Source organism: Actinacidiphila sp. bgisy145 (assembly GCF_057708125.1).
The window spans coordinates 112,126-133,764 of sequence record NZ_JBYIRL010000012.1; the positions used below are offsets into that span (position 1 = coordinate 112,126).

The 21,639-nt window shown below is 71.3% G+C and carries 23 protein-coding genes; 13 read left to right on the forward strand and 10 right to left on the reverse strand.

Translation table 11 applies throughout. The features are described 5' to 3' along the window. Positions 1–308: 308 nt before the first annotated feature. Positions 309–3,023 (reverse strand): aconitate hydratase AcnA, encoded by a 2,715-nt coding sequence (acnA, locus tag AC3ERT_RS13460; RefSeq protein ID WP_435174168.1) that lies wholly within the window; start codon positions 3,021–3,023, stop codon positions 309–311. Between the two features lie 359 nt (positions 3,024–3,382). Here acnA and AC3ERT_RS13465 point away from each other — a divergent pair, with 359 nt between their 5' ends. Beyond that, positions 3,383–4,912 (forward strand): UDP-N-acetylglucosamine 1-carboxyvinyltransferase, encoded by a 1,530-nt coding sequence (locus AC3ERT_RS13465; protein WP_335983446.1) that lies wholly within the window; start codon positions 3,383–3,385, stop codon positions 4,910–4,912. Positions 4,913–4,957: 45 nt separating this feature from the next. On the opposite strand, the gene AC3ERT_RS13470 is transcribed toward AC3ERT_RS13465, so the two are convergent. The 4 genes from AC3ERT_RS13470 to AC3ERT_RS13485 form a co-directional block, all read right to left on the reverse strand. Next, on the reverse strand, positions 4,958–5,920 hold the full coding sequence (locus AC3ERT_RS13470) for an alpha/beta hydrolase (protein WP_435174169.1): 963 nt from the start codon (positions 5,918–5,920) through the stop codon (positions 4,958–4,960). A gap of 100 nt (positions 5,921–6,020) precedes the next feature. Continuing rightward, complete coding sequence (locus AC3ERT_RS13475; protein WP_435174171.1) at positions 6,021–6,890, reverse strand: fumarylacetoacetate hydrolase family protein; 870 nt, start codon at positions 6,888–6,890, stop codon at positions 6,021–6,023. Positions 6,891–6,940: 50 nt separating this feature from the next. Next, on the reverse strand, positions 6,941–7,171 hold the full coding sequence (locus tag AC3ERT_RS13480) for a hypothetical protein (protein WP_335983439.1): 231 nt from the start codon (positions 7,169–7,171) through the stop codon (positions 6,941–6,943). 117 nt (positions 7,172–7,288) lie between these two features. Next, positions 7,289–8,026: an LmeA family phospholipid-binding protein gene (locus AC3ERT_RS13485; protein ID WP_435130025.1), complete on the reverse strand. Its 738-nt coding sequence runs from the start codon at positions 8,024–8,026 to the stop codon at positions 7,289–7,291. Positions 8,027–8,167: 141 nt separating this feature from the next. On the opposite strand from AC3ERT_RS13485, the gene AC3ERT_RS13490 reads away from it, so the two are divergent. Then, positions 8,168–10,360 carry an MMPL family transporter gene (locus AC3ERT_RS13490; protein WP_435174174.1) on the forward strand — a complete coding sequence of 731 codons (2,193 nt, stop codon included), beginning with the start codon at positions 8,168–8,170 and terminating at the stop codon, positions 10,358–10,360. A gap of 54 nt (positions 10,361–10,414) precedes the next feature. Then, positions 10,415–11,062 (forward strand): TetR family transcriptional regulator, encoded by a 648-nt coding sequence (locus AC3ERT_RS13495; protein WP_335983433.1) that lies wholly within the window; start codon positions 10,415–10,417, stop codon positions 11,060–11,062. Positions 11,063–11,162: 100 nt separating this feature from the next. On the opposite strand, the gene AC3ERT_RS13500 is transcribed toward AC3ERT_RS13495, so the two are convergent. The 3 genes from AC3ERT_RS13500 to AC3ERT_RS13510 all read right to left on the reverse strand — a co-directional run bounded on the left by AC3ERT_RS13500 (position 11,163) and on the right by AC3ERT_RS13510 (position 13,786). After that, entirely contained in the window at positions 11,163–11,756 is a 594-nt protein-coding gene (locus tag AC3ERT_RS13500; protein ID WP_435174176.1) for a nuclear transport factor 2 family protein, read from the reverse strand. 310 nt (positions 11,757–12,066) lie between these two features. Beyond that, positions 12,067–12,618 carry a hypothetical protein gene (locus AC3ERT_RS13505; protein ID WP_435174177.1) on the reverse strand — a complete coding sequence of 184 codons (552 nt, stop codon included), beginning with the start codon at positions 12,616–12,618 and terminating at the stop codon, positions 12,067–12,069. 67 nt (positions 12,619–12,685) lie between these two features. Further along, a complete protein-coding gene (locus AC3ERT_RS13510) occupies positions 12,686–13,786 on the reverse strand; it encodes a YihY/virulence factor BrkB family protein (protein WP_435174178.1) in 1,101 nt (366 codons plus the stop codon). Between the two features lie 172 nt (positions 13,787–13,958). Between AC3ERT_RS13510 and AC3ERT_RS13515 the strand changes: the two genes are divergently transcribed. The 10 genes from AC3ERT_RS13515 (at position 13,959) to AC3ERT_RS13560 (ending at position 19,796) form a co-directional block, all read left to right on the forward strand. Next, complete coding sequence (locus AC3ERT_RS13515; protein WP_435174179.1) at positions 13,959–14,309, forward strand: gas vesicle protein GvpO; 351 nt, start codon at positions 13,959–13,961, stop codon at positions 14,307–14,309. Positions 14,310–14,418: 109 nt separating this feature from the next. Next, positions 14,419–14,874 carry a gas vesicle structural protein GvpA gene (locus AC3ERT_RS13520; RefSeq protein WP_435174180.1) on the forward strand — a complete coding sequence of 152 codons (456 nt, stop codon included), beginning with the start codon at positions 14,419–14,421 and terminating at the stop codon, positions 14,872–14,874. 3 nt (positions 14,875–14,877) lie between these two features. Then, positions 14,878–15,591: a GvpL/GvpF family gas vesicle protein gene (locus AC3ERT_RS13525; RefSeq protein ID WP_435174181.1), complete on the forward strand. Its 714-nt coding sequence runs from the start codon at positions 14,878–14,880 to the stop codon at positions 15,589–15,591. A gap of 111 nt (positions 15,592–15,702) precedes the next feature. Then, on the forward strand, positions 15,703–15,960 hold the full coding sequence (locus AC3ERT_RS13530) for a gas vesicle protein GvpG (RefSeq protein ID WP_435130046.1): 258 nt from the start codon (positions 15,703–15,705) through the stop codon (positions 15,958–15,960). A 62-nt stretch (positions 15,961–16,022) separates the two neighbouring features. Beyond that, positions 16,023–16,640, forward strand: coding sequence for a hypothetical protein (locus AC3ERT_RS13535; protein WP_435174183.1), 618 nt, complete (start codon positions 16,023–16,025; stop codon positions 16,638–16,640). Then, entirely contained in the window at positions 16,633–17,817 is a 1,185-nt protein-coding gene (locus tag AC3ERT_RS13540; RefSeq protein WP_435174185.1) for an SRPBCC family protein, read from the forward strand. The genes AC3ERT_RS13535 and AC3ERT_RS13540 overlap by 8 nt, the downstream gene beginning before the upstream one ends. A gap of 30 nt (positions 17,818–17,847) precedes the next feature. Further along, positions 17,848–18,294 (forward strand): gas vesicle protein, encoded by a 447-nt coding sequence (locus AC3ERT_RS13545; protein ID WP_435174186.1) that lies wholly within the window; start codon positions 17,848–17,850, stop codon positions 18,292–18,294. Then, on the forward strand, positions 18,291–19,145 hold the full coding sequence (locus AC3ERT_RS13550) for a GvpL/GvpF family gas vesicle protein (protein WP_335979086.1): 855 nt from the start codon (positions 18,291–18,293) through the stop codon (positions 19,143–19,145). Before AC3ERT_RS13545 ends, AC3ERT_RS13550 begins: the two co-directional genes overlap by 4 nt. Further along, positions 19,135–19,368, forward strand: a complete 234-nt coding sequence (locus AC3ERT_RS13555; RefSeq protein ID WP_335979085.1) for a gas vesicle protein — start codon at positions 19,135–19,137, stop codon at positions 19,366–19,368. The genes AC3ERT_RS13550 and AC3ERT_RS13555 overlap by 11 nt, the downstream gene beginning before the upstream one ends. Before the next feature lie 38 nt (positions 19,369–19,406). Then, the gene (locus AC3ERT_RS13560; RefSeq protein WP_435174188.1) at positions 19,407–19,796 is read left to right on the forward strand and encodes a gas vesicle protein K; all 390 of its coding nucleotides are present in this window, start codon (positions 19,407–19,409) and stop codon (positions 19,794–19,796) included. 264 nt (positions 19,797–20,060) lie between these two features. Here AC3ERT_RS13560 and AC3ERT_RS13565 read toward each other — a convergent pair whose 3' ends face one another. Further along, on the reverse strand, positions 20,061–21,002 hold the full coding sequence (locus tag AC3ERT_RS13565) for an NADP-dependent oxidoreductase (RefSeq protein WP_435174257.1): 942 nt from the start codon (positions 21,000–21,002) through the stop codon (positions 20,061–20,063). A gap of 114 nt (positions 21,003–21,116) precedes the next feature. Next, positions 21,117–21,566 carry an ester cyclase gene (locus AC3ERT_RS13570; RefSeq protein ID WP_435174189.1) on the reverse strand — a complete coding sequence of 150 codons (450 nt, stop codon included), beginning with the start codon at positions 21,564–21,566 and terminating at the stop codon, positions 21,117–21,119. Positions 21,567–21,639: the final 73 nt, after the last annotated feature.

Sequence of the window (21,639 nt, forward strand, 5' to 3'; positions counted from 1 at the left end):
CGCCGACAGGTATAGTCCACTCGGCTCGGACAGGGCAAGATCGAAAGAAAGTTTGGCCGCCAAGCTTTCCCGAGTTGAGACCTGTCCGAAACGTGGGACGTTCGTCCGCCCGAAAGCTCCGGTCGGCTTTGTATTCAGTCGTAACGCCCCTCCCGGTCCGGTGTGTTCAAGTAGTGAACCGGCCGGAGGGCACCGGGGCGGGGAGACCTGCCGCAGCAACACGTACGGGCCGCACCCCCGGGTGACAGGGGTGCGGCCCGTACGGCCGACAGCGGTGCTTCGGCGGGGTTACGCCGAGGTCACCGGGGCTACTTGCGCAGCAGCGAGCGCAGCACGTACTGCATGATGCCGCCGTTGCGGTAGTAGTCGGCCTCTCCGGGGGTGTCGATCCGCACCACCGCGTCGAACTCGACGCCGGTGTCGGTGCTGACCTTCACGGTGCGCGGCGTGCTGCCGTCGTTGAGCGCGGTGACCCCGCTGATGCTGAAGGTCTCCTCGCCGGTCAGGCCCAGGCTCAGCGCGGTCTCACCCTCGGGGTACTGCAGCGGCAGCACGCCCATGCCGATCAGGTTGGAGCGGTGGATGCGCTCGTAGGACTCGGCGACGACGGCCTTGACGCCCAGCAGCGCGGTGCCCTTGGCGGCCCAGTCGCGGGAGGAGCCGGAGCCGTACTCCTTGCCGGCCAGCACCACCAGCGGGGTGCCCTGCGCGATGTAGTTGCGCGAAGCGTCGTAGATGAAGGCGACCGGGCCGCCCTCCTGGGTGAAGTCGCGGGTGAAGCCGCCCTCGGTGCCCGGCGCGATCTGGTTGCGCAGGCGGATGTTGGCGAAGGTGCCGCGGATCATGACCTCGTGGTTGCCGCGGCGCGAGCCGTAGCTGTTGAAGTCGCGGCGCTGCACGCCGTGCTCGGTGAGGTACTGGCCGGCCGGGGTGTCGGCCTTGATGGCACCGGCCGGCGAGATGTGGTCGGTGGTGACGGAGTCGCCGAGCTTGGCGAGCACCCGGGCGCCGGAGATGTCGGTGACCGGCTCCGGGTCGGTGCCCATGCCCTCGAAGTACGGGGGCTTGCGCACATAGGTGGACTGCGGGTCCCACTCGAAGGTGTTGCCGGTGGGGATCGGCAGCGCCTGCCACTGCGCGTCGCCGGCGAAGACGTCCTGGTAGGACTCGGTGAACATGTCCTGGCCGATCGCGGAGGCGACCACGTCGTTGACCTCGGCCTCGGTCGGCCAGATGTCCGCGAGGTGGACCGGCTTGCCCTCAGTGTCGGTGCCGAGCGCGTCCTTGGTGATGTCCACCTTCATCGAGCCGGCGATGGCGTACGCGACGACCAGCGGCGGCGAGGCGAGGTAGTTCATCTTGACGTCGGGGTTGATCCGGCCCTCGAAGTTGCGGTTGCCGGAGAGCACCGCGGCCACCGCGAGGTCGGCCTCGTTGACCGCCTTGGAGACCTCCTCCGGCAGCGGGCCGGAGTTGCCGATGCAGGTGGTGCAGCCGTAGCCGACCAGGTTGAAGCCGAGCTTGTCCAGGTACGGGGTCAGGTGCGCCTTGTCGAAGTAGTCGGTGACGACCTTCGAGCCCGGGGCGAGGGTGGTCTTCACCCACGGCTTGCGGGTCAGGCCCTTCTCGACGGCCTTCTTCGCCACCAGGGCGGCGGCCACCATCACGTAGGGGTTGGAGGTGTTGGTGCAGGAGGTGATCGCGGCGACGGTGACGGCGCCGTGGTCGATCTCGTAGGTGCCGCCGTCGGGGGTGGTCACCAGGGTCGGCTTGCTGGGCACCCCGTTGTGGGTGGCCGGGGAGTCCGAGGCCGGGAAGGACTCCTTGCCCGCCTCCTCGTCGTCGGTGACGTAGTTGCGCACGTCGCGGGCGAACTGCTGCGCGGCCTGGGCGAGCACGATGCGGTCCTGCGGGCGCTTGGGCCCGGCGATGGACGGCACCACCGTGGACAGGTCCAGCTCCAGCTTCTCGGAGTAGTCCGGCTCGGCGGCCGGGTCCAGCCACAGGCCCTGCTCCTTGGCGTACGCCTCGACCAGCGCGACCTGCTGGGCCGAGCGGCCGGTGAGCTTGAGGTAGCTGAGCGTCTCGGCGTCGATCGGGAAGATCGCCGCGGTGGAGCCGAACTCCGGGGACATGTTGCCGATGGTGGCGCGGTTGGCCAGCGAGGTGGCGCCGACGCCCTCGCCGTAGAACTCGACGAACTTGCCGACGACGCCGTGCTTGCGCAGCATCTCGGTGATGGTCAGCACCAGGTCGGTGGCGGTGGTGCCGGCCGGCAGCTCGCCGGTGAGCTTGAAGCCGACCACCCGCGGGATCAGCATGGAGACCGGCTGGCCGAGCATCGCGGCCTCGGCCTCGATGCCGCCGACGCCCCAGCCGAGCACGCCCAGGCCGTTGACCATGGTGGTGTGGGAGTCGGTGCCGACGAGGGTGTCGGGGTAGGCCTGGCCGCCGCGGACCATGACGGTGCGGGCCAGGTGCTCGATGTTCACCTGGTGCACGATGCCGGTGCCGGGCGGGACCACCTTGAACTCGTCGAAGGCGGTCTGGCCCCAGCGCAGGAACTGGTAGCGCTCCTTGTTGCGGCCGTACTCCAGCTCGACGTTCTGCGTGAAGGACTCCGGCGTGCCGAAGCGGTCGGCGATCACCGAGTGGTCGATGACGAGCTCGGCGGGGGCGAGCGGGTTGATCTTCGCCGGGTCGCCGCCCAGCTCCTTGACCGCCTCGCGCATGGTCGCCAGGTCCACCACGCACGGCACGCCGGTGAAGTCCTGCATGATCACACGGGCCGGGGTGAACTGGATCTCCTGGCTGGGCTGGGCCTGCGAGTCCCAGCCGCCGACCGCCCGGATGTGGTCGGCGGTGATGTTCGCGCCGTCCTCGGTACGCAGCAGGTTCTCCAGCAGGACCTTCAGGCTGTACGGCAGCCGGGCCGAACCCTCGACCTTGTCCAGCCGGAAGATCTCATACGATTCGTCGCCCACCTGCAGGGTGCTGCGGGCGTCGAAGCTGTTCGCCGACACGACAGTCTCCTTCATGCATGTTCTCGCGCGTACCACCGCATTGCTGGCGTCCTGACGGCACGCCTCGGCAGATATCTCGATGTCGAGATAACTCTAGTACACCTGCCGCAATCGGGTACCCCCGGCCCGCCGGGTGATGCGCCGGCACCCGGGGAACCAGGACCGGACGGGCGCCGTCTGTGCGGGTGGACGCCCCCGGCCGCCGGGCGGCGGCCCAGGTCCGCGCGGGTGAGTGTCCACCGCCTGGCCGCGCCCCGGATGGCAGGCGGCCCCTGCGGCGTTACGGTGAAGACGGCGACCCGCCCACGGACGGCCCAACCGATGCGACGCTATCTCACATATGAGATAAGGTCGTTGATATGACCGACGACTACCTGGCACGCATCGGCCGGCTCATCCGAGACGCCCGGCAACATCGCGGCTGGACACAGGCGCAACTCGCGGAGGCGCTCGGCACCAGCCAGAGCGCCGTCAACCGGATCGAACGTGGCAACCAGAACATCAGCCTTGAGATGATCGCCAGAATCGGCGAAGCGCTGGACAGCGAGATCGTGGCACTGGGCTACGCCGGGCCGATGCACCTGAGAGTGGTCGGGGGGCGGCGGCTGTCCGGCGCCATAGACGTCAAGACGAGCAAGAACGCGTGCGTCGCGCTGCTGTGCGCCACACTGCTGAACGCGGGCCGCACCACGCTGCGCCGGGTGGCGCGGATCGAGGAGGTCTACCGCATCCTGGAGGTGCTGGGCAGCATCGGGGTGCGCACCCGCTGGATCAACGACGGCAACGACCTGGAGGTCGTACCGCCGGCCGAGCTGGACCTGGCCTCGATGGACACCGACGCCGCCCGCCGCACCCGCAGCGTCATCATGTTCCTCGGCCCGCTGCTGCACCGCACCGACCGCTTCCGCATCCCGTACGCGGGCGGCTGCGACCTGGGCACCCGCACCGTGCAGCCGCACATGAACGCGCTGCGCCACTTCGGCCTGGACATCACCGCCACCGACGGCTTCTACCACGCGGAGGTGGAGCGCGGCATCGCCCCGAAGCGGGCGATCGTGCTGACCGAGCGCGGCGACACCGTGACCGAGAACGCGCTGCTGGCCGCCGCCCGTTACGACGGCGCGACCGTCATCCGCAACGCCAGCTCCAACTACATGGTCCAGGACCTGTGCTTCTTCCTGGAGGAACTCGGTGTGAAGGTGGAGGGCATCGGCACCACCACCCTCACCGTGCACGGCGTCGCCGAGATCGACCGCGACGTGGACTACGCCCCCTCGGAGGACCCGGTCGAGGCGATGAGCCTGCTGGCCGCCGCGGTGGTGACCGAGTCCGAACTGACCATCCGCCGGGTGCCGATCGAGTTCATGGAGATCGAGCTCGCCGTCCTGGACGAGATGGGGCTCGACCACGAACTCACCCCCGAGTACCGCGCGGACAACGGCCGCACCCGGCTGGTGGACCTCACCGTCCGCCCGTCGAAGCTGAGTTCGCCGATCGACAAGATCCACCCGATGCCCTTCCCCGGGCTCAACATCGACAACGTGCCCTTCTTCGCGGCCATCGCGGCGACCGCCCAGGGCTCCACGCTCATCCACGACTGGGTCTACGACAACCGCGCGATCTACCTCACCGAGCTGACCCGGCTGGGCGCCCAGGTCAAACTGCTCGACCCGCACCGGGTGCTGGTCGAGGGCCCGACCCGGTGGCGCGCCGCGGAGATGATGTGCCCGCCCGCGCTGCGCCCCGCGGTGGTGGTGCTGCTGGCGATGATGGCCGCCGAGGGCACGTCGGTGCTGCGCAACGTCTATGTCATCAACCGGGGTTACGAGGACCTGGCGGAACGACTCAACACGATCGGCGCGCAGATCGAGATCTTCCGCGACATCTGATCCCCTTCGCCGAGGGCCCCGCCGCACCCTGCCCGCCCCCTCCTCCTACGGCCGGCCGGCGAGAAGGCGGTCGAGGAAGGAGTGGCGGGCCTGGCGGGCCGCGACGCTGATCCGGGCGTCGGGGACGATCACCTCGAAGACGTGGAAGCCTCCCGACCACACGTGCAGTTCGGCTTCACCGCCGGCCCGCCAGATGCGGTAGGCGTAGTCGACGGCTTCGTCGCGGAGGGACTCGGCGGAGCCCACCTCGATGTGGGCGGGAGGCAGCCCCGACAGGTCGGTGGCGCGCGCGGGAGCGGCGTAGGCCGGCACGTCCGGGCCACCCCGGGCGGAGCCGAGCAGGGCGCTCCAGCCGAATCCGTTCCAGCCGCGGTCCCAGAAGTCGTGGCCGTCCATCTGCCGCATCGAGGCGCTCTCGCCGCGGTCGTCGAGCATCGGGCACATCAGCAGCTGCCCCAGCGGCCGGGGGCCGCCCTTGTCGCGTACGGTCAGCGCGAGCGCGGCGGTGAGGCCGCCGCCGGCGCTCGCGCCGACGATGACGATCCGTGCCGGGTCGAGGCCGAGTTCGACCGCGTGAGCGGCGGTCCACAACAGCCCCGCGTAGACGTCGTCGATCGGAGCGGGGTGCGGATGCTCGGGGGCGAGGCGGTAACCGACCGAGACGAGCACGGCGCCGAACTGCTCGGCCATGTCGAGCATCGGGTCGAGGCCGAGGCGGTGGTCGCCGCTGAACATTCCGCCGCCGTGCGTGTAGTAGATCACCGGCCGCGGTCCGGCCGCGCCGGCGGGCTCGCAGATGAGCAGCGCGACCTCGGGGTTGCCGGCCGGCCCCGGGACCGAGCGCTCGCCGACGGCGAACCGGCCGCCGCGCCGCAACTCGTCGAGGTCCGGGACCTCGGCGGCGTCCTCCGCGCGGACGTCCGCGAGGCGGTCGAGGCTCATCACCCCCATCTCGTCCCTGAGGGCGGTGGAGAGGGTGCGCAGTTCGCTGTCGAACGGTACGGGCATGGTCATCCTCGCTGTGCATCGCCCGAGGGCGCGGTGGCCGGAAGGAGCGGTGGGCGCGGGCCCCGAGGGGCAGAGGGCCACCGTACGGGGTGGGCCGTCGTCAGGTCCGGATGGGTGGTGTCCACCGGGCCGGTGTCCGCTCCGTCCAGGCGGGCCTCGTGTCGGGCAGCGGGTCTGCGGCGGTGGGGTTGACCGCTTCGCCCAGTCCCTCGATCGCGGTGACAAGCCGCCGGCCGGGTTCGAGGGTGGCGCCGGCCGCGGTCGTCCTTCCCGGTGTGCCGGTCAGGACGACGTCGCCGGGTTCGAGGGTGAGGAAGGTGCTGCAGTAGGAGAGGAGTTCGGCGGGGGTGAACAGCAGGTCACCGGTGTATCCGCGCTGCCACTCGACGCCGTCGACGGTGAAGGTGACACCGAGGTCGCGGGCGTCGTCGACCTCGTCGGGGGTGGCCAGCAGCGGCCCGAGGGGCGTAGAGCGGTCGAAGACCTTGCCCTGGAGCGCCTCGGTCGTGCGGTGCTGCCAGTCGCGCATCGACATGTCGTTGGCGACGGCGTAGCCGGCGATGCCGTCTGCCGCCTCCCGCACGTCGGCGCGGGAGAGCCGGCGTCCGACGACCACCGCCAGTTCGGCCTCGCCGTCGACCTGGTCGCTGACGCGGGGCAGGGTGACGGTTTCCCGCGGGCCGGTCAGGGTGGAGGCGAACTTGGCGAAGAACGTCGGGTACTCGGGCATCGGACGTCCCAGTTCCTCGATGTGGGCGCGGTAGTTGAGCCCGATGCACAGGATGTGCGCCGGAGCGGGCGAGACGCAGTCGTAGGGGGCGGTCCGGGCGTCCGTCTCGCCGATGTCCCGCAGGCGGTCTCGGCGCAGGTAGGCGTCGACGGCGTCGGTGGCGTCGACCAGCACGGCGCGGTCGCCCTCGATCCGGGCGGCGGTGCGGGTGTCGCCGGTGCGGATGGTCGCGAAGCGCATGGCGCTCCTTCTTCGGGAGTCGGGAAGGGTGCTCAGAGCGGGAAGGGTGCTCAGAGCTGGAGGGCTGTGCCGGGGGCGGGACGCCGGACGGCGATGCCGGTCAGTCCGTTCTCACCCAGCAGGTTGGCGACGGAGTGCTGCCCGAGGTCGCTGAGCATCAGTTCGTGGATCTGGACGATCTGCTCGGGCTTGACCGCGCGGACGTAGTCGGCGGCCTCGCCGAGCTTGGTCCACGGTCCGCTGGTCGGGAGCAGCAGGGTCCCCACGGGGGCGTCGGGCACGAAGTCCCCGAGGAGCGCGCCACGCTCTCAGCCGCGCTCCCCCTGCTGGCCCGGCTGACGCAACGCCTGCGGAACCGGTAGCGGGACGCCACCGGCCCCATCGCGCCCACGGGCCGGCTACATCGAGCAGCCGGAGCTCTTGGCGGCCCCCGCGCCGGGGCCGAGGGACAGGTGCAGCACCAGGCCCCGCGTGCCTGCCGACGCGGAGGTGAGCACCGCGCCGGCTGCAAGCCGGTCCAGCTTGACCGTGCGCGGCTTCAGCTTGTCCGCCAGGCCGGCGGCCATCGGCGCGCTGCCCAACTGGCCCACCGGAATGTCGCGGCCCAGGACCCCCACGCTCGTCGGGGTGATGGTGAGACTGTTCGCGGCGGTGGTGAGCGAGGTCTCCACCGTGACGGGGAGACCCAGTTGGCCCGCGCTCCCGGTGAGGGTGAGCGCGGAGCCGTCCGAACCGACCGTCATTCCGCCCAGTCCCGCGCTCCCGGCGCCGCTTCCGGAGGCGAGGCGCTTCTGCAACTCGCTGTAGGGCACGGTGACGGCGGCGCTTCCCCCGCCCGTGCCGCCTTGCCTGGTGACGTCCTTCAGAACCGCCCGCACGTCCACCGAGGCGCCCTGGCGCTTGACGCCGTCGGCATCCACCCGGACGGTCCCGAGATCGCCGGTCAGCGCGTGGAAGCCGGCGAAGGAGCCCTCCAGGTCGGCGCTCACCGAACCCGTGGGCTTCAGCTTGCAGGTCGCGGCTTTGACGACGCGCTGCTCGGCGACGTGTTCGACGACGAGGTCGGTCGCACCGGCGGCGCCGGCGATCACAGCGGCGGAGACGGCGGAGACGAGGGCGATCCCACGATTGTTCACAGTGATGGAGTTCCGATCCGGGGTCGGGTGCCGGTGGCGTGCCCAACCACCTTCAGCCAGAATGTCACTTGTGTCAATTGTCAGATGTGACATTTTCTGGCTAGGGTGCGGAGCGTACGAGAGACCCTTCCTGGAGGTGCCGTGTCATCCACCGAGTCGGAAACCCCGACATCCGAGGTGACGTCGACCGCGACGAAACCGCCCGCTCCCCTGCCACTGCTGGGACGGCTCGGGGCGTTCTGTGCCCGGCACCCCGTGTGGGTCGTTGCTTCGTGGCTCGTCGTGCTGCTGGCCGGCCTGGCCGGGCGAAACGTGGTCGGGGCCGTGTACAGCGACCAGGTGAGCCTTCCCGGCACCCAGTCGGCCCGCGGGGCCGATCTGCTCAAGGCGTCCGACCCGACGGCCGGCGATCCCAGCGGCCGGGTCGTCTTCCATGTCGGCTCCGGCACCGTCTCCGGCCATGGCAGCGGCATGGCGGACTCCGTCAGCCGCCTGGCGAAGATGCCCCATGTCACCGCCGCCTCGTCACCCGTGACCAGCAGTGACGGACGCACGGCATACACCACGGTCTCCTTCGACCAGCAGATCAAGGACCTCGGGCACGGCTACAAGGGCACGCTCGACGAAGCCACCGCGCCCGCCGAGGCCGACGGCGTCCAGGTCGCCTACGGCGGCGACCTCGACAGCATCGTGCGCACCCCGCAGAAGGACGCCGTCAGCGAAGGGGCGGGGGTCGCCGCGGCCCTGGTCGTGCTCCTGCTCGCCTTCGGAAGCGTCGCCGCCGCTGTGATGCCGCTGGTCACGGCACTGGTCAGTGTGGGCGTCGGGATGGGCGTGGTCGGCATTGTCGCCGGCAGCGTCACCTTCGCCACGTCCGCACCCACCTTGGCCATCATGATGGGCCTGGGTGTCGGAATCGACTACGCGCTCTTCCTGACCACACGCTTCCGCCAGGACCTCATGGACGGACACGACCCGGAACAGGCCGCGGGACGAACAGCCGCGACCAGCGGACACGCCGTCCTGGTCGCCGCCGTCACCGTCGCGATCGCCCTGCTCAGCCTGTACGCCTGCGGGCTCAGCCTGATCGGCAAGCTCGGCCTGGCGGCCACCGTCGCGGTCCTCGTCACCGCGACCGCGGCGCTCACTCTCGTGCCGGCCGCCCTCGGTCTCGTCGGCCGCCGCATCGACCGGCTCCACGTGCGCCGCCCCACCGCGGAGACCGGCGGCGACCACGACGGCTGGCACCGCTACGCCGCCCTCGTCTCCCGCCACCCCTGGCGTTTCCTGACCGCCGGTGTGGTCCTGCTCGCCGTCTGCGCCGTCCCACTGTTCTCCATGCGCCTCGGTCACGTGGACGACGGCGCCGACCCGGCCGGCAGCACCACCCGCGACGCCTACCACTGGATCGCCGACGCCCCAGGACCCGGCTTCGGCCCTGGCGCCAACGGGCCCATGGTCGTCGTGGTCGACGTCCAGCACGCGAGCGGGTCCAGCGCCGAGGTCGCAACGGACGTCTCCGACGCGTTGCGGAAGACCAGTGGCGTGGCCCACGTCACCCCGCTGCGGCCGAGCCGGGACAGCCGCGTGCTCGTCGGCACGCTCACACCGTCCAGCGGGCCGCAGGACGCCCTGACCAGCGGCCTCTACACCGAACTCACCGGCCGCACCCTGCCCATGGCGGTCAGGGGCACCGGCGCCAAGGCGTACCTGACCGGCAGCACCGCCGGCCAGCTCGACTTCCGCGACCTGGTCACCGCGCGGCTGCCGATCATCATCGGCATCGTCCTGGCCGCCGCCTTCCTGCTGCTCATGACCGTCTTCCGCAGCCTGCTCATCCCCCTCAAGGCCGTCCTGCTCAACCTCCTGACCACCGGCGCGTCCTACGGCGTCCTGGTCGCGGCCTTCCAGTGGGGATGGGGCGACAAGATCCTCGGGCTCACCGAACCAGTGCCCATCGAGTCCTACGTGCCGATGATGATGTTCGCCATCGTCTTCGGGCTCTCCATGGACTACGAGATCTTCCTGCTCTCCCGCGTCGCGGAAACGTGGCAGGAAAGCAAGGACAACGCCCGGGCCGTCGCGGTCGGCCTCTCGCTCACCGGGCGGGTCATCTCCAGCGCGGCTCTCATCATGACCGTGGTGTTCCTCTCCTTCACCGCCTCGCCCACCGTCGTGATCAAGATGCTCGCCCTCGGACTGGCCGTCAGCGTCATCCTCGACGCCACAGTGGTCCGGCTCGTCCTGGTCCCGTCAGCGATGCTCCTGGTGGGCAAGGCCAACTGGTGGCTGCCCCGCCGCCTGGACCGGGTCCTGCCCCACCTGCACGCCTGAAGCCCGCGCCGCGGCCCTGCGCCCGCGCTCCCTCCGCATGGAAGAATTCCGGCCATGGCCGAACCCTCACGCCGAGGCCGCAAGCGCGCGGCGACCCAGGAGGCGCTGCACAGGGCCGCGATGCGGCTCTTCGCGGAGCGAGGCTTCGCGGAGACCACGGTCGTGGACATCACCGAGGCCGTCGACGTCTCCGCACGCACGTTCTTCCGCTACTTCGCCAGCAAGGAGGACGTGTTGTCGCACGAGCTGCGGCAGCTGGGTCCCGCTCTGGCCGCAGAAGTCGTCGACCGGCCGGCGGACGAGGCTCCGCTCGAGGCCGTGCTGAACGCCTTGCTGTCGTTCGGAGCCGGTGGACGCGATGTGCTGGTCAGCCTCACGGCCCTGCTCCCCCACTCGACCGTGGACACCGGAGGGCCGGTGCCACCCACCCTTCCCTCGGCACGCGTACTGGCGGTGTTCGCGGAGTGGGAGGCCGACCTGGTCAAGGCGCTGCTCCAGCGGAACGGCGTCGACGACCCCGACGACCGCCAACTGCTGCGCGCCGAAGTCACCGCGCGAGCGGCACTCGCCGGAATGCGCACGGCCTTCAGCCGCTTCCGCGATGTCACAGCGCGGGGAGAGGCTGCCGAAGGAACGTTCAAGGACCTCGTCACCGAGGCGTTCGCCATCCTGCGTGACGGATGCGGCTTCCCGCCGGCCTGACCTTCGCACGGCGCCCGGCCGGCCCTGAAGGTGACCAGGAGGTCCTCCGCGCCCGCGCTCGGGCTCACCCGCGGACCGGACCGCTCCCCCAGTCCGGCCGCTACCGGTCGGACGGACCCAGCCAGAGGTGGGCGTTTTCGTAGAGCCGGGCGACCTCGTCGGGGCGGTCGTCGCCGAAGAGGTCGTCGCCGATCGTGTAGCCCCGGTGCCCCAGCACATAGGCGAGGAAACGGTAGGGGACCCGGTAGTGCCGGAGAACCTCCATGTCGACGCTGAGGCCGGTTCCGGGGATCGCCGGCGTGAGGGTGTCCCTCTCGTAGACCGGGTCGAGAGACCTGATCCTCCACCGCCCCTCGGCCCGCGCCGCGCGGTACAGGAGCCGGGCGTGGGAAACGAGGACCGCCTCGACGCCGTCCACCTCCGCGGTCACCTCGATCGCGGCGGGCAGTTCCACCAGGGCCCGCTCACCTCGTACGTCGACGACCGGCGGACCGAGCCGGTGGATCGCCCGGTCCCCCCGCCCCGCCATGTGCCGAGACTGCTCCACGAACTCGGCACCGCTGCCACGGAACCAGCTGAGCCGCACCACCGAGTCGGTCGCGTAGCCCTCCTGCATCGTGTCCCACCACCCGCGGTCTCGGGCCTGCCGTTCGTGCAGGACGAGCTGGGCGACAGCCGTGACGTCGTGTGGCATCGGGAACTCCTCCGTTGTCGGTCGACTGCCCCGGCGCTGCGGCTCCTCGCCGGCAGCGCCCGGCCCCGGCATCTGGTCGATGCGCGTGCGTGCCCTTGTAGCCGGGGACAACGTACAGGCCGTGCGCGCACGCGCCTCGGTTCGCGCTCGTGCCCGAACGGCGGGTCCGCCCCCCGCCGACCCGGTCGTGCCCCGGCCCGTCTGGCGGTAGGCGCCTGATCCGGGTGGTCGCACGTGCCGTACCCGCTGGATGGCACGTCGATCCGCACGGTGGAGGAGGGGGCCGCGCGCGCGACTTGCCCGGGCGGGGTTACAGACGGCCCCCGGTGGCGCGGGTGAGAGGACCCATGCCGCGGGCGGCCGCGTGCCGGCCGGCCGCGTAGCAGGCCCCCGCCACCGCTGCCGAGACGCCGGCGCCCGCCACGACGGCACCGCGTGCGCGGATCAGCCGCCATGTGGTCCGCGCGGTCGCCACGGTGCCGCGGGAGACGGTGCCCACCGTGCGCCGGCCGGTCTCGAGGGGCTGAGCGGCCAGCCGGCCGGCCCGTTCCGCCACGGCGGACAGCCCTCCGGACGTCGCCGTGTCGGCCGTGGCCCGCACCGCACCGGCCGCGCTGCCGGCGGCCTTCGAGACGGACTTGGCGGTCCCGGTTGCCTGGTCGGCCTGGCCGGTCCTGGTGCCGCCGTCGGTGCCGGATGCGGCGCCCGCGTCCTGCCGCTGCCGGGCGGGGCGGCGTTCGGAGGGTGCCTTGCCGCGGGAGGACGCCGCCGTCTTCGAGGCCGTCCGCCGGGACTTCGGTGCCGCGGTCTTCCTGCTGTCGGTCGCTTTCGGCGACTTCGCCTGCCTGTTCGTGTCAGTCATGGAGGTCGTCTCACCGCTCGGCCGGGACCGAAACACCGCACGGGCCCGCCGGGCCCCGCCCGCGGCCTCACTCCAGGCGCTCCCGCTCCTCCTCGCTCCACTCCTCGGTGTCCCGCGGGGTCACGTACGGCTCGCGGTCGGGCGGGAGACCGCCGGCGACGGCCCGGGCACGCGCCAGTTCCGCGTCGAACTCCAGGCCCAGGAGGACGGCGAGGTTGGTGATCCACAGCCACACCAGGAAGACGATGACGCCTCCGAGGGCGCCGTACGTCTTGTTGTAGGAGCCGAAGTTGGAGACGTAGGCGGCGAACCCGCCGGCGGCGGCCATCCACAGCAGCAGGGCGAGTACCCCGCCGGAGGTGATCCACAGGACGCCGCTGCGCTTGGCGTTGGGCGCCGCCCAGTACAGCACGGCGATCGTCAGGACCGCCAGCAGCGCGAGGACGGGCCACTTGGCGTAGGACCACACCGTCAGCGCCGAGTCGCCGATGCCGAAGGCGGCGCCGGTCTGGCGGGCGAGGGCACCGGAGAACACCACGGTGACGGCGCTGGCGTAGGCGAGGACCATGAGCAGCACCGTGAGCCCGAGGCGCAGCGGTAGGACCTTCCACAGCGGGCGGCCCTCGGGCACGTCGTAGACCGCGTTGGCCGCGCGGATGAAGGCGCCCATGTAGCCCGAGGCGGTCCACAGCGCGGCCAGGAGGCCCACGACGGCGAGCGCGGAGCCGGTACCCGCGCTGTCCTGGAGCTGCTGGACGGCCTGGGTGAGGAGTTCACGGGTCGAGCCGGGCGCCAGGCGGGTCAGGTCGGCCAGCACCTTCTCGGTCGCCGACCTGCCGGAGACCCCCAGCACCGAGACCATGACGAGCAGCGCGGGAAACAGCGACAGCACGCTGTAGTACGTCAAGGCGGCGGCACGGTCCTGGAGTTCGTCGGCCTGGAACTCCTTGAAGGTCCGTTTCAGCACGACCCACCACGAGGCCCTCGGCAACTCCGTCGGCTGGTCCGGTGCCTGGTGCCCGACCGCCGGCCCCGGGCCGGCGTCCGCAGGTCTTTGGTCCTTCTGTTCTCTTCGGATGTTTCCTCCCATGTCTCCTCCGTTGCCACGCGACGGAGCCCCGGGGCCGAACGCCCGGCCGGGCGCCCGCGCACGCCGCGTCCATGCCATCTGTCCTGGATTCCCCTGGGGAAACGCGGAGCCGGCCGGCCATGGAGCGGCCGGGACAGGCAGCGGCAATCGGCATCTTTCGCGCGTACGTTCCCCCGGGCAGGGGCAGGCGACCCGCAACCGCGGAACAACCGCGGCCGACCGCTCAACCCCTAGGCGACTGGACCGGAGCATGACGACGAAGGACGGCAGGAACCGTGCGGACGGCGAGGACGACAGCGACAGCGGGAACGGCAGCAACGCCGGCAACGCCGGCGGCGCGGACGAACGGCCTGCGATGGCCGAGGTCATGCGTGCGGTGACGAGCGAGCTGTCCGAGCTGCTCCAGAGCGAGCCCGCCGGCGTCTCCGCGCTCAAGGGCACGGACCAGGGATGGACCGCGCAGGTGGAGGTCGTGGAGATCCCGCGGATTCCCGACACCACCAGCGTGATGGCCTCCTACCGCGTCGATCTCGACCGCAAGGGCCGCATCGTCGGCTACGAGCGCACCGGACGGTACGCCCGAGGCCGGGTTGAGCGCTGACCACCGGGTCCCCGGGAGGGCTCAGCGGCGCACCACGGCCCGGCCTCCGCCCCGCGACCCGCACTCGGCGGCCTGTGCGAACAGGCCGGAACGGAAAGGATGATCCAGCGTGACTGTTGCCACGCAGAGCAGCGCCACCGTCTCCGGTGGCGCCAACTCCGGCACCCTCTACGACGTCCTGGAACTGATCCTGGACCGCGGCCTCGTCATCGACGCCTTCGTCCGGGTGTCCCTGGTGGGCATCGAGATCCTCAAGATCGACGCACGGGTGGTCGTCGCCAGCGTCGACACGTACCTGCGCTTCGCCGAAGCGTGCAACCGCCTCGACCTCGAGTCGGGCCGCAAGGCGCCCTCCCAGCTCACCGATCTGGTCGGGGAGGCGACCGAGTCCGGCGCCAAGGGCAAGTCCAAGGGCGCGCTCGCCGGGGCGGTCGAGGCCATCGGCGAGGGGCTGCGCGGCGGAGACTCCGGGTCCGACGCGGACTCCGAGGACGACAAGAGCACGCGCAAGTCCGCGTCCGGCAGCAGCCGTCGTCCCGCGGCCCGCCGCAGCAGGGAGGACTGACCGGTGGCCACGTACATCTACGCGATCGTCGGCGCCGAGCACCCGCTGCGCCTGGACGGCACCGCCGGGGTCGGCGAACCCGCGCAGGAGATACGGGTGCTGCGCGCCGACCGGCTGGCGGCCGTCGCCAGTGACGTGCCCGAGGGCCTGCGGGCCAAGCGGCGCGACATGCTGGCCCACCAGCGGGTGCTCGACCGCCTGCTCCAGGACGGCGCCGTCCTGCCGATGCGCTTCGGCCTGGTCGCCCCGGACGACGAGCAGGCCGTCGCCGCGATCGCCGCGGACACCGACCGGTACACCGAGCGGCTGGCCGAACTCGACGGCTGCCGGGAGTACAACCTGAAGGTCACCAGGGACGAGGACGACCTGCTGCGGCAGATCGTCGCCGAGGTGCCCGAGGCGCGCCGGCTCAACGAGCTCACGCGCGCCGAACCCGGCGACCCCGGGCGGAAGGTGGCCCTCGGCGAACTCCTCGCCGTCGAGACCCGCAACCGGCAGGAGCACGACGCGGTGGGCATCATCGCGGGGCTGGAGCCCCGCGCGGCCGGCCGCAGCGACGCGAAGCCGACCGCCGCGTGCTTTCTCAACACGTCCTTCCTGGTGAGCGAGGACCGGGCCGAGGAGTTCGTCCGCGCGGTGGAGGACGAGGCCGACCGGCGGGGCACCGGCTACGCGTTCACGTTGAACGGCCCGCTGCCGCCCTACAGCTTCGTCTGACCATCCGTCAACTCTTGCTGACCACACGTCAGTTGCGTCCGACCAAGCCGTCCGATCCCCGCCGGCCCGGCCCGAGCGGCCGGTTCTGGCACCGTGCGAAGGAGTTCCGCCATGGGGCTGATCACCGGTCTGCTCACGTTTCCGCTCGCGCCGCTGCGCGGGAGCAGGTGGGTCCTCGACCAGGTGATCGCCCAGGCGGAGCGCGAGACCTATGACCCCGCGCCCGTACGCGCGGAGCTGGCCGCACTGGAGAGGGCGCTGCTGGAAGGCCGGATCGACGAGGCGGAGTTCGACGCGCGGGAGGACGAACTGCTCGACCGGCTGGAGTGGCTGGAGGCCCGGCGGCGGGAGCTGCCCGACCCCGGCTGATCGCGCGGGTCCCGCTGATCGCACAGATCACACAGATCGCAAGGAACCGAGGTACGCAGACGATGATGACGAACGCGAAGATCGGCACGGCCCTGGTGGGGGGATACCTCCTGGGGCGCACCAAGAAGGCCAGACTGGCCATCGGCCTGGGCACGTTCCTGGTCGGCCGGAAGTTCCGGCTGGACCCGGACGCGCTCCGGCAGACGCTGATGAAGTCGCCGGTGCTCGGCGAACTCGGCGGCCAGGCGCGTGAGCAGGTCGTCCAGGCCACCGCCACGGCCGCGAAGGACGCCCTGGCCAAGCGGGTCACCGGCCTCGCCGACTCCTTGCACGAGCGCACCGCCGGTCTGCGGAGCGGCGCGAGCGGGGAGGACGACGCCGAGGACCGCGACGAGGACGAGGAGGAGCCGCGGGAGGACGGCGGTTCGGCCCGCCGTACCGTCCGCCGTACGGGGTCCGCGGCCGGCAAGGCCGGTAAGAAGGGCGCCGCTCCGGCCCGCAAGGCGGCAACTCGGGGCAAGCCGGCGGCCCGGGCCGCGGGCAAGGCGCCGGGGACCGCCCGCAGGACGGCCGCCAAGGCGAAATCCGCCAAGTCCTCAGGATCTTCGGGGTCTTCGGGATCTTCGGGGTCCGCCGGGGCAGCCCGCCGGGGCAGCCGGGAAGGGGGCGACGATGCCTGAGTCCGCGACGCGTACGCTGCGCGAGTCCGTCACCGGCAACCCCGAGGTCGAACGGCTGCGCACGGAGGTGCGGGACTACCTTCAGGCCCGTGCGGTCAAGGCGGTGGAGGGTCTGGGCGCCAGACTCGGTGAAGGCATCGGCCGGCTCGGCGAGGGCGGCGGCGGCCTGGCCGGCCCGCTGGCCAAGGGCGGCAAGGCCATCAGCGAGGGCAAGTCCCCCGCCCAGGCGCTGACCGCCGCTGGCACCGCCCACCTGAAGGACACCGTGAAGGAGAAGGTCAAGGGCCTGTTCAGCGGGTCGGGGAAGGGCCGGGGCGGCGGCGGGAAGTCCAAGAGCGTCACCATCGTGGAGGACATCGACGTCGGGGTGCCGGTCCGCCAGGCGTACGACCAGTGGACGCGGTTCCAGGAGTTCAGCACGTTCGCCAAGGGCGTGGTCAGCGTCGAGAAGGCCGACGACACCACCACCAACTGGAAGGTGAAGGTCGCGAAGTCCACCCGGAGCTGGCGGGCGAACGTCACCGAGCAGATCCCGGACGAGCGGATCGCGTGGACCACGGAAGGCGCCAAGGGCACCGTCAAGGGTGTGGTGACCTTCCACCCGATCACCGAGGACCTGACCCGGGTGCTGCTGGTCCTGGAGTACTTCCCCAAGGGGTTTGTCGAGAAGACGGGCAACATATGGCGGGCCCAGGGCCGTCGGGCCCGCCTGGACCTCAAGCTCTACCGCAAGTTCGTCATGATGCGCGGTGAGGACGCCGACGGCTGGCGCGGGGAGATCCACGACGGCAAGGTGACCGTCGGCCACGAGCAGGCGGTCGAGGACGAGGACGGCGGGCAGGACGCCCGGGACCGCGACGACGAGCGTGACCCGGACGCGGACGAAGCCGAGTTCACCGACGGCGCCGACGACGAGCTTCCCGACGACGAACTGCCGGAGCAGGACCTCGCCGACGACGAGATCGGGGAGGACGCGGACCTGCCCGAGGACGAGGACGACGCCGAGGACGCGGACCTGCCCGAGGAGGAGGACGCGGACCTGCCCGAGGACGACGCCGAGGATTACGGGCCGGACGACGCCGAGGACGCCGAGGACGCCGAACCGGAGGAACTGGAGGAACCGGAGGAAGAGCCGGCGCGGCGACCGCGCCGCCGTCCCGCCACGGCCCGCCGCTGACGGGTCCCGACCGAGACAGGGTTGAGGCATATGTCCGATTCATTGGCCGGCCGTCTGGGGTCGCCCGCCACGGCCTCCCCGTACGGCCAGAGCCCCTCGACCGCGAACCTGGCCGACATCCTGGAGAGGGTGCTGGACAAGGGCGTGGTCATCGCGGGGGACATCCAGATCAATCTGCTCGACATCGAACTGCTGACCATCAAGCTCCGGCTGCTCGTCGCCTCGGTCGACAAGGCGAAGGAGATGGGCATCGACTGGTGGGAGCACGACCCGTCGCTCTCCTCCGGGGCAGGCCGAAGGGACGCGGGCGCCGAGGCGGACCGGGGCGTTTCCCCGTCCTCCCGGGCTTCCCACCACGACCCGCTCGCCGCGGAGAACGACCGCCTGCGCGCGGAGATCGCCCGCCTGAGGGAGACCTCCGCCAGCGCCGCCGACGGCGCCCCGCGGCCGGCCGACCGTGAGGAGGGTGAGCGGTGAACGGACAGCGGACCGACGTCTCCTACGTCTACGCGGTCGGCCGGGACACCCCCGCGCTCGGCGAAGCCGTCGGACGGATCGGCACCGCCGGGGTGGCGGGCGCCCCCGTCCACGTCGTGCGGGAGGCGGGTCTCGGGGCGCTGGTCGCCGATGTCCCGGCGGACCGGTACGGCGAGGAGGGCTTCCGCGCCCAACTGGAGGACCTGGCAGCCCTGGAGGACACCGCCCGGGCCCACCATGACGTGGTGGCCGCGGCGTTCGCCACCGCGGTCGTCCTGCCGATGCGCCTGGCCACGGTCCACCGCGACGACGAGAGCGTGGCGCGCATGCTGGCGGAGCGAGCCGCCTGGTTCGAGGACCGGTTGGCCCGGGTGGACGGCACGCTGGAGTGGGGTGTCAAGGTCTTCACGGATGCCGGGCGGGCCCGGCGCTCGGCCTCGGCAGAGGCCGCCGCTCCCCCGGCCCCCGCGGCGGCCGAGAGCCCCGGGCGGGCCTACCTGCGCCGCCGCCGGGCGCAGCGCGACGACCGGGACACCGCGCACCGGTGCGCCCAGGCGCTGACCGAGAGGGTGCTGGGGACGGCGGGCGAGTTCGCGGTGGCCGGCGTCAGCCACCGTCCGCACCAGGGGCACTTCGCTCCCGACTCCGGGGAGAACGTGGCGAACCTGGCCTTCCTCGTCCCCTCCGCCCGGGGGGACGCCTTCTGCGCCGCGGTCCGCCGCCTCGACGCCATGGCGCGTGAGGGTGAGGCGCCGGGCGCGCGGGTGGAGGTCACCGGGCCGTGGGCGCCGTACTCGTTCGCGGCGGCCGAACCCGCCGGTCCCGGGCCGAAGGACGCGCATGGCCGGTGACGCGGCGGGCTCCGCCCGCGCCGGAGCGCCGCCCGCCCCGGCCGCGGACCGGCAGGTCGCGCTGATCGACCTGCTGGACCGCCTGCTGACCGGTGGCGCGGTGGTCACCGGCGACCTGGTCCTGTCGATCGCCGACGTGGACCTTGTGCACATCAACCTGCGCGCGGTGATCCGTTCCCTCGGACCGGACGCGCCGCCGCCCTGGACGCCGACCGTGCGGTGACGGCGGTCCGGGGCGGGACCCCGACGGGAGGAGGAACGATGAGCGAAGACACCCGGTGGAACGAGGTGGCGCAGGCGGCGGCGAGAGCCTTCGACCTCGCGCCCGCCAGGCCCGGGGATGCCGCCGTGTCCGACGTGGGCGACCGGCTCGCCACGCGGCTCGCGACGGACCCCGACACGGTGGAACGCGACCTGGTCAAGCTGGTGCTGACCATCGTGGAGTTGCTCCGGCAGCTGATGGAACGCACCGCCCTGCACCGGGTCGACCAGGGCGGCCTCAGCGAGGACCAGGAGGAGCGGATCGGCCTGACGCTGATGGTTCTCCAGGACCGCATGGCGGAGCTCTGCGAGCGCTACGGGCTGTCCATGAGCGATCTGAACCTCGACCTGGGTCCGCTGGGGTCCCTGCTGCCCCGCGAGGAACCGTGAGGTTCGGCGGCGGCGGCGATGGCCCGGTGAGCCGTCGTACGGCGGCGGTTGCGTGACGGCGGTGTGACGTTCGTCCGACTGCGGGCAGACAGTCCCGTGCGGAAGCGATCAGTCCGGTAGAGAACCAGGACCCCACGAATCAACTCCCTGGTACCGCGCGGACAACGGCCGCACTCGGCCGGTGGCCCCTCACCGTTCGCCCGTCGAAGCTGAGCCCGCCCATCGAAGTACCGGGGACTCCGCTGGAATCAGGCTCGGGCCGGATCATCGGACAGTGAGGACCAGCTTGCCGGAGACCCCGCCAGTGTCACCGAGCTCATGGGCTTTCGCAGCCCGCTCCAGAGGGAAGGCCGCTTCGATGACGGGACGGAGTGAGCCAGCCTCCACCAGCTCCGCCACCGCGAGCATGCCCGCCTGGTCCGACTCGACCAACATCAGTTGGTGACGTACGCCCAACTCAGCGGCAGTCTCCGTCAGTGCGCGGGTATTCGAGAGCACGAGGGAAACAACTACGCCCCCTTTGCGAAGCGTCCGTAGGGAACGGGCCGCGTAGTCGCCGCCAATGAGGTCGATCACCACGTCGACCCCACTGACCGCGGCCTCGAAGTCCTCGGTGCGATAGTCCACGAGTTCGTCGGCACCGAGCGCTCGCAGTGCGTCGTGCTTGGCCGCGCTGGCGGTGCCGATCACGTGGGCACCCAACGATTTGGCAATCTGCACCGCGATATGGCCGACTCCGCCGGCAGCCGCGTGGATCAGGACTCGTTGACCAGGCTGGATGTCGGCCGTGTCGACCAGCGCCTGGCGGGCGGTCAGAGCGGCGAGGGGGATCGCAGCGGCCCGGGTGTGGTCCAGCCCGGCGGGCTTCCGCACCAGAGCACGGGCGGGAGCAACGACGTACTCGGCGAAAGCACCGTGGCCGTGGGGGTAGGGCAGCATGCCGAAGACCTCCTCACCGACCCTGTGCAAGGACACCCCGACGCCGACGGACTCGACGACACCAGACACATCCCAGCCGAGGACCAAAGGAAGCCGTCCGAGGAAGCCGGGAGATTTCCGGTGCTTCCAGTCGCTCGAATTCATGCCGGCCGCATGGACCCTCACCAGGACTTCGGACGGCCCCGGGACAGGCCGGTCGATCCGCACCTCCTTCAGCAGCTCGGGGCCGCCCAGTTCGTCCTGGCTCATCGCCCTCATCGTCGCCATCGCCATACGCCCGCCTCTCCGCTCCGTCGCCGGTCCGGCAGTGGCCCGGCGGTCTCCATGTGAAGGGCTCACGACGCCCTCCTATGGTCATTCCCGGCAGTTCCACACCACCGGTTAGGGCTTCGCCGCCGGCCCTATCGTCAGCGTCTCGTGGCCCAGTTGGCGCATCAGGTCTGCCATGTCGAACCACGCCGAGCGTTCGATCACCTTCTCTTCACGGAACCGGTCGATTCCTATGGCGGCAAAGGTGGCTGCGCGGCCGCTGGGCGGCAGTCCGCGGAACGGGCCGAGCTGGGTACCCTCGCATACGACTCGGGTCACCACGACGTCACCTTCCGAGATCTGTTCCCGCACCATGTCTTTGATGTCCGGAAATGCCGAACGGAAGGCGCGCACCCAGGTCCGGACACCGTCCGGACCATGCAGGTCGAACTGCGGCCAGTGAAAATCCTCGTCGAACACTTCGTCAGCAAGATGCAGCTCGCCGCGCGTGATGATGTTCTCAAAGAGCATCGCGATGCGCTGCTTCCTGGATTCCGCAGATACTCCAGAAGGGACTGCCATGCTGCGACTCCTCTCGGTCGGCGGTGGCACCAGTCATAGAACAATCCGCACCGTGCGACCAAGAGTCTCCAAT

Bases quoted from the DNA above. Each gene is read 5' to 3' on its own strand.
- AC3ERT_RS13570 (WP_435174189.1), bottom strand. From the start codon at position 21,566: ATGGCAGTCCCTTCTGGAGTATCTGCGGAATCCAGGAAGCAGCGCATC.
- AC3ERT_RS13530 (WP_435130046.1), top strand. From the start codon at position 15,703: ATGGGGCTGATCACCGGTCTGCTCACGTTTCCGCTCGCGCCGCTGCGC.
- AC3ERT_RS13560 (WP_435174188.1), top strand. From the start codon at position 19,407: ATGAGCGAAGACACCCGGTGGAACGAGGTGGCGCAGGCGGCGGCGAGA.
- AC3ERT_RS13510 (WP_435174178.1), bottom strand. From the start codon at position 13,786: ATGGCATGGACGCGGCGTGCGCGGGCGCCCGGCCGGGCGTTCGGCCCC.
- AC3ERT_RS13545 (WP_435174186.1), top strand. From the start codon at position 17,848: ATGTCCGATTCATTGGCCGGCCGTCTGGGGTCGCCCGCCACGGCCTCC.
- AC3ERT_RS13535 (WP_435174183.1), top strand. From the start codon at position 16,023: ATGATGACGAACGCGAAGATCGGCACGGCCCTGGTGGGGGGATACCTC.
- AC3ERT_RS13470 (WP_435174169.1), bottom strand. From the start codon at position 5,920: ATGCCCGTACCGTTCGACAGCGAACTGCGCACCCTCTCCACCGCCCTC.
- AC3ERT_RS13515 (WP_435174179.1), top strand. From the start codon at position 13,959: ATGACGACGAAGGACGGCAGGAACCGTGCGGACGGCGAGGACGACAGC.
- AC3ERT_RS13475 (WP_435174171.1), bottom strand. From the start codon at position 6,890: ATGCGCTTCGCGACCATCCGCACCGGCGACACCCGCACCGCCGCCCGG.
- AC3ERT_RS13555 (WP_335979085.1), top strand. From the start codon at position 19,135: ATGGCCGGTGACGCGGCGGGCTCCGCCCGCGCCGGAGCGCCGCCCGCC.
- AC3ERT_RS13500 (WP_435174176.1), bottom strand. From the start codon at position 11,756: ATGCCACACGACGTCACGGCTGTCGCCCAGCTCGTCCTGCACGAACGG.
- AC3ERT_RS13540 (WP_435174185.1), top strand. From the start codon at position 16,633: ATGCCTGAGTCCGCGACGCGTACGCTGCGCGAGTCCGTCACCGGCAAC.
- AC3ERT_RS13505 (WP_435174177.1), bottom strand. From the start codon at position 12,618: ATGACTGACACGAACAGGCAGGCGAAGTCGCCGAAAGCGACCGACAGC.
- AC3ERT_RS13495 (WP_335983433.1), top strand. From the start codon at position 10,415: ATGGCCGAACCCTCACGCCGAGGCCGCAAGCGCGCGGCGACCCAGGAG.
- AC3ERT_RS13465 (WP_335983446.1), top strand. From the start codon at position 3,383: ATGACCGACGACTACCTGGCACGCATCGGCCGGCTCATCCGAGACGCC.
- AC3ERT_RS13565 (WP_435174257.1), bottom strand. From the start codon at position 21,002: ATGGCGACGATGAGGGCGATGAGCCAGGACGAACTGGGCGGCCCCGAG.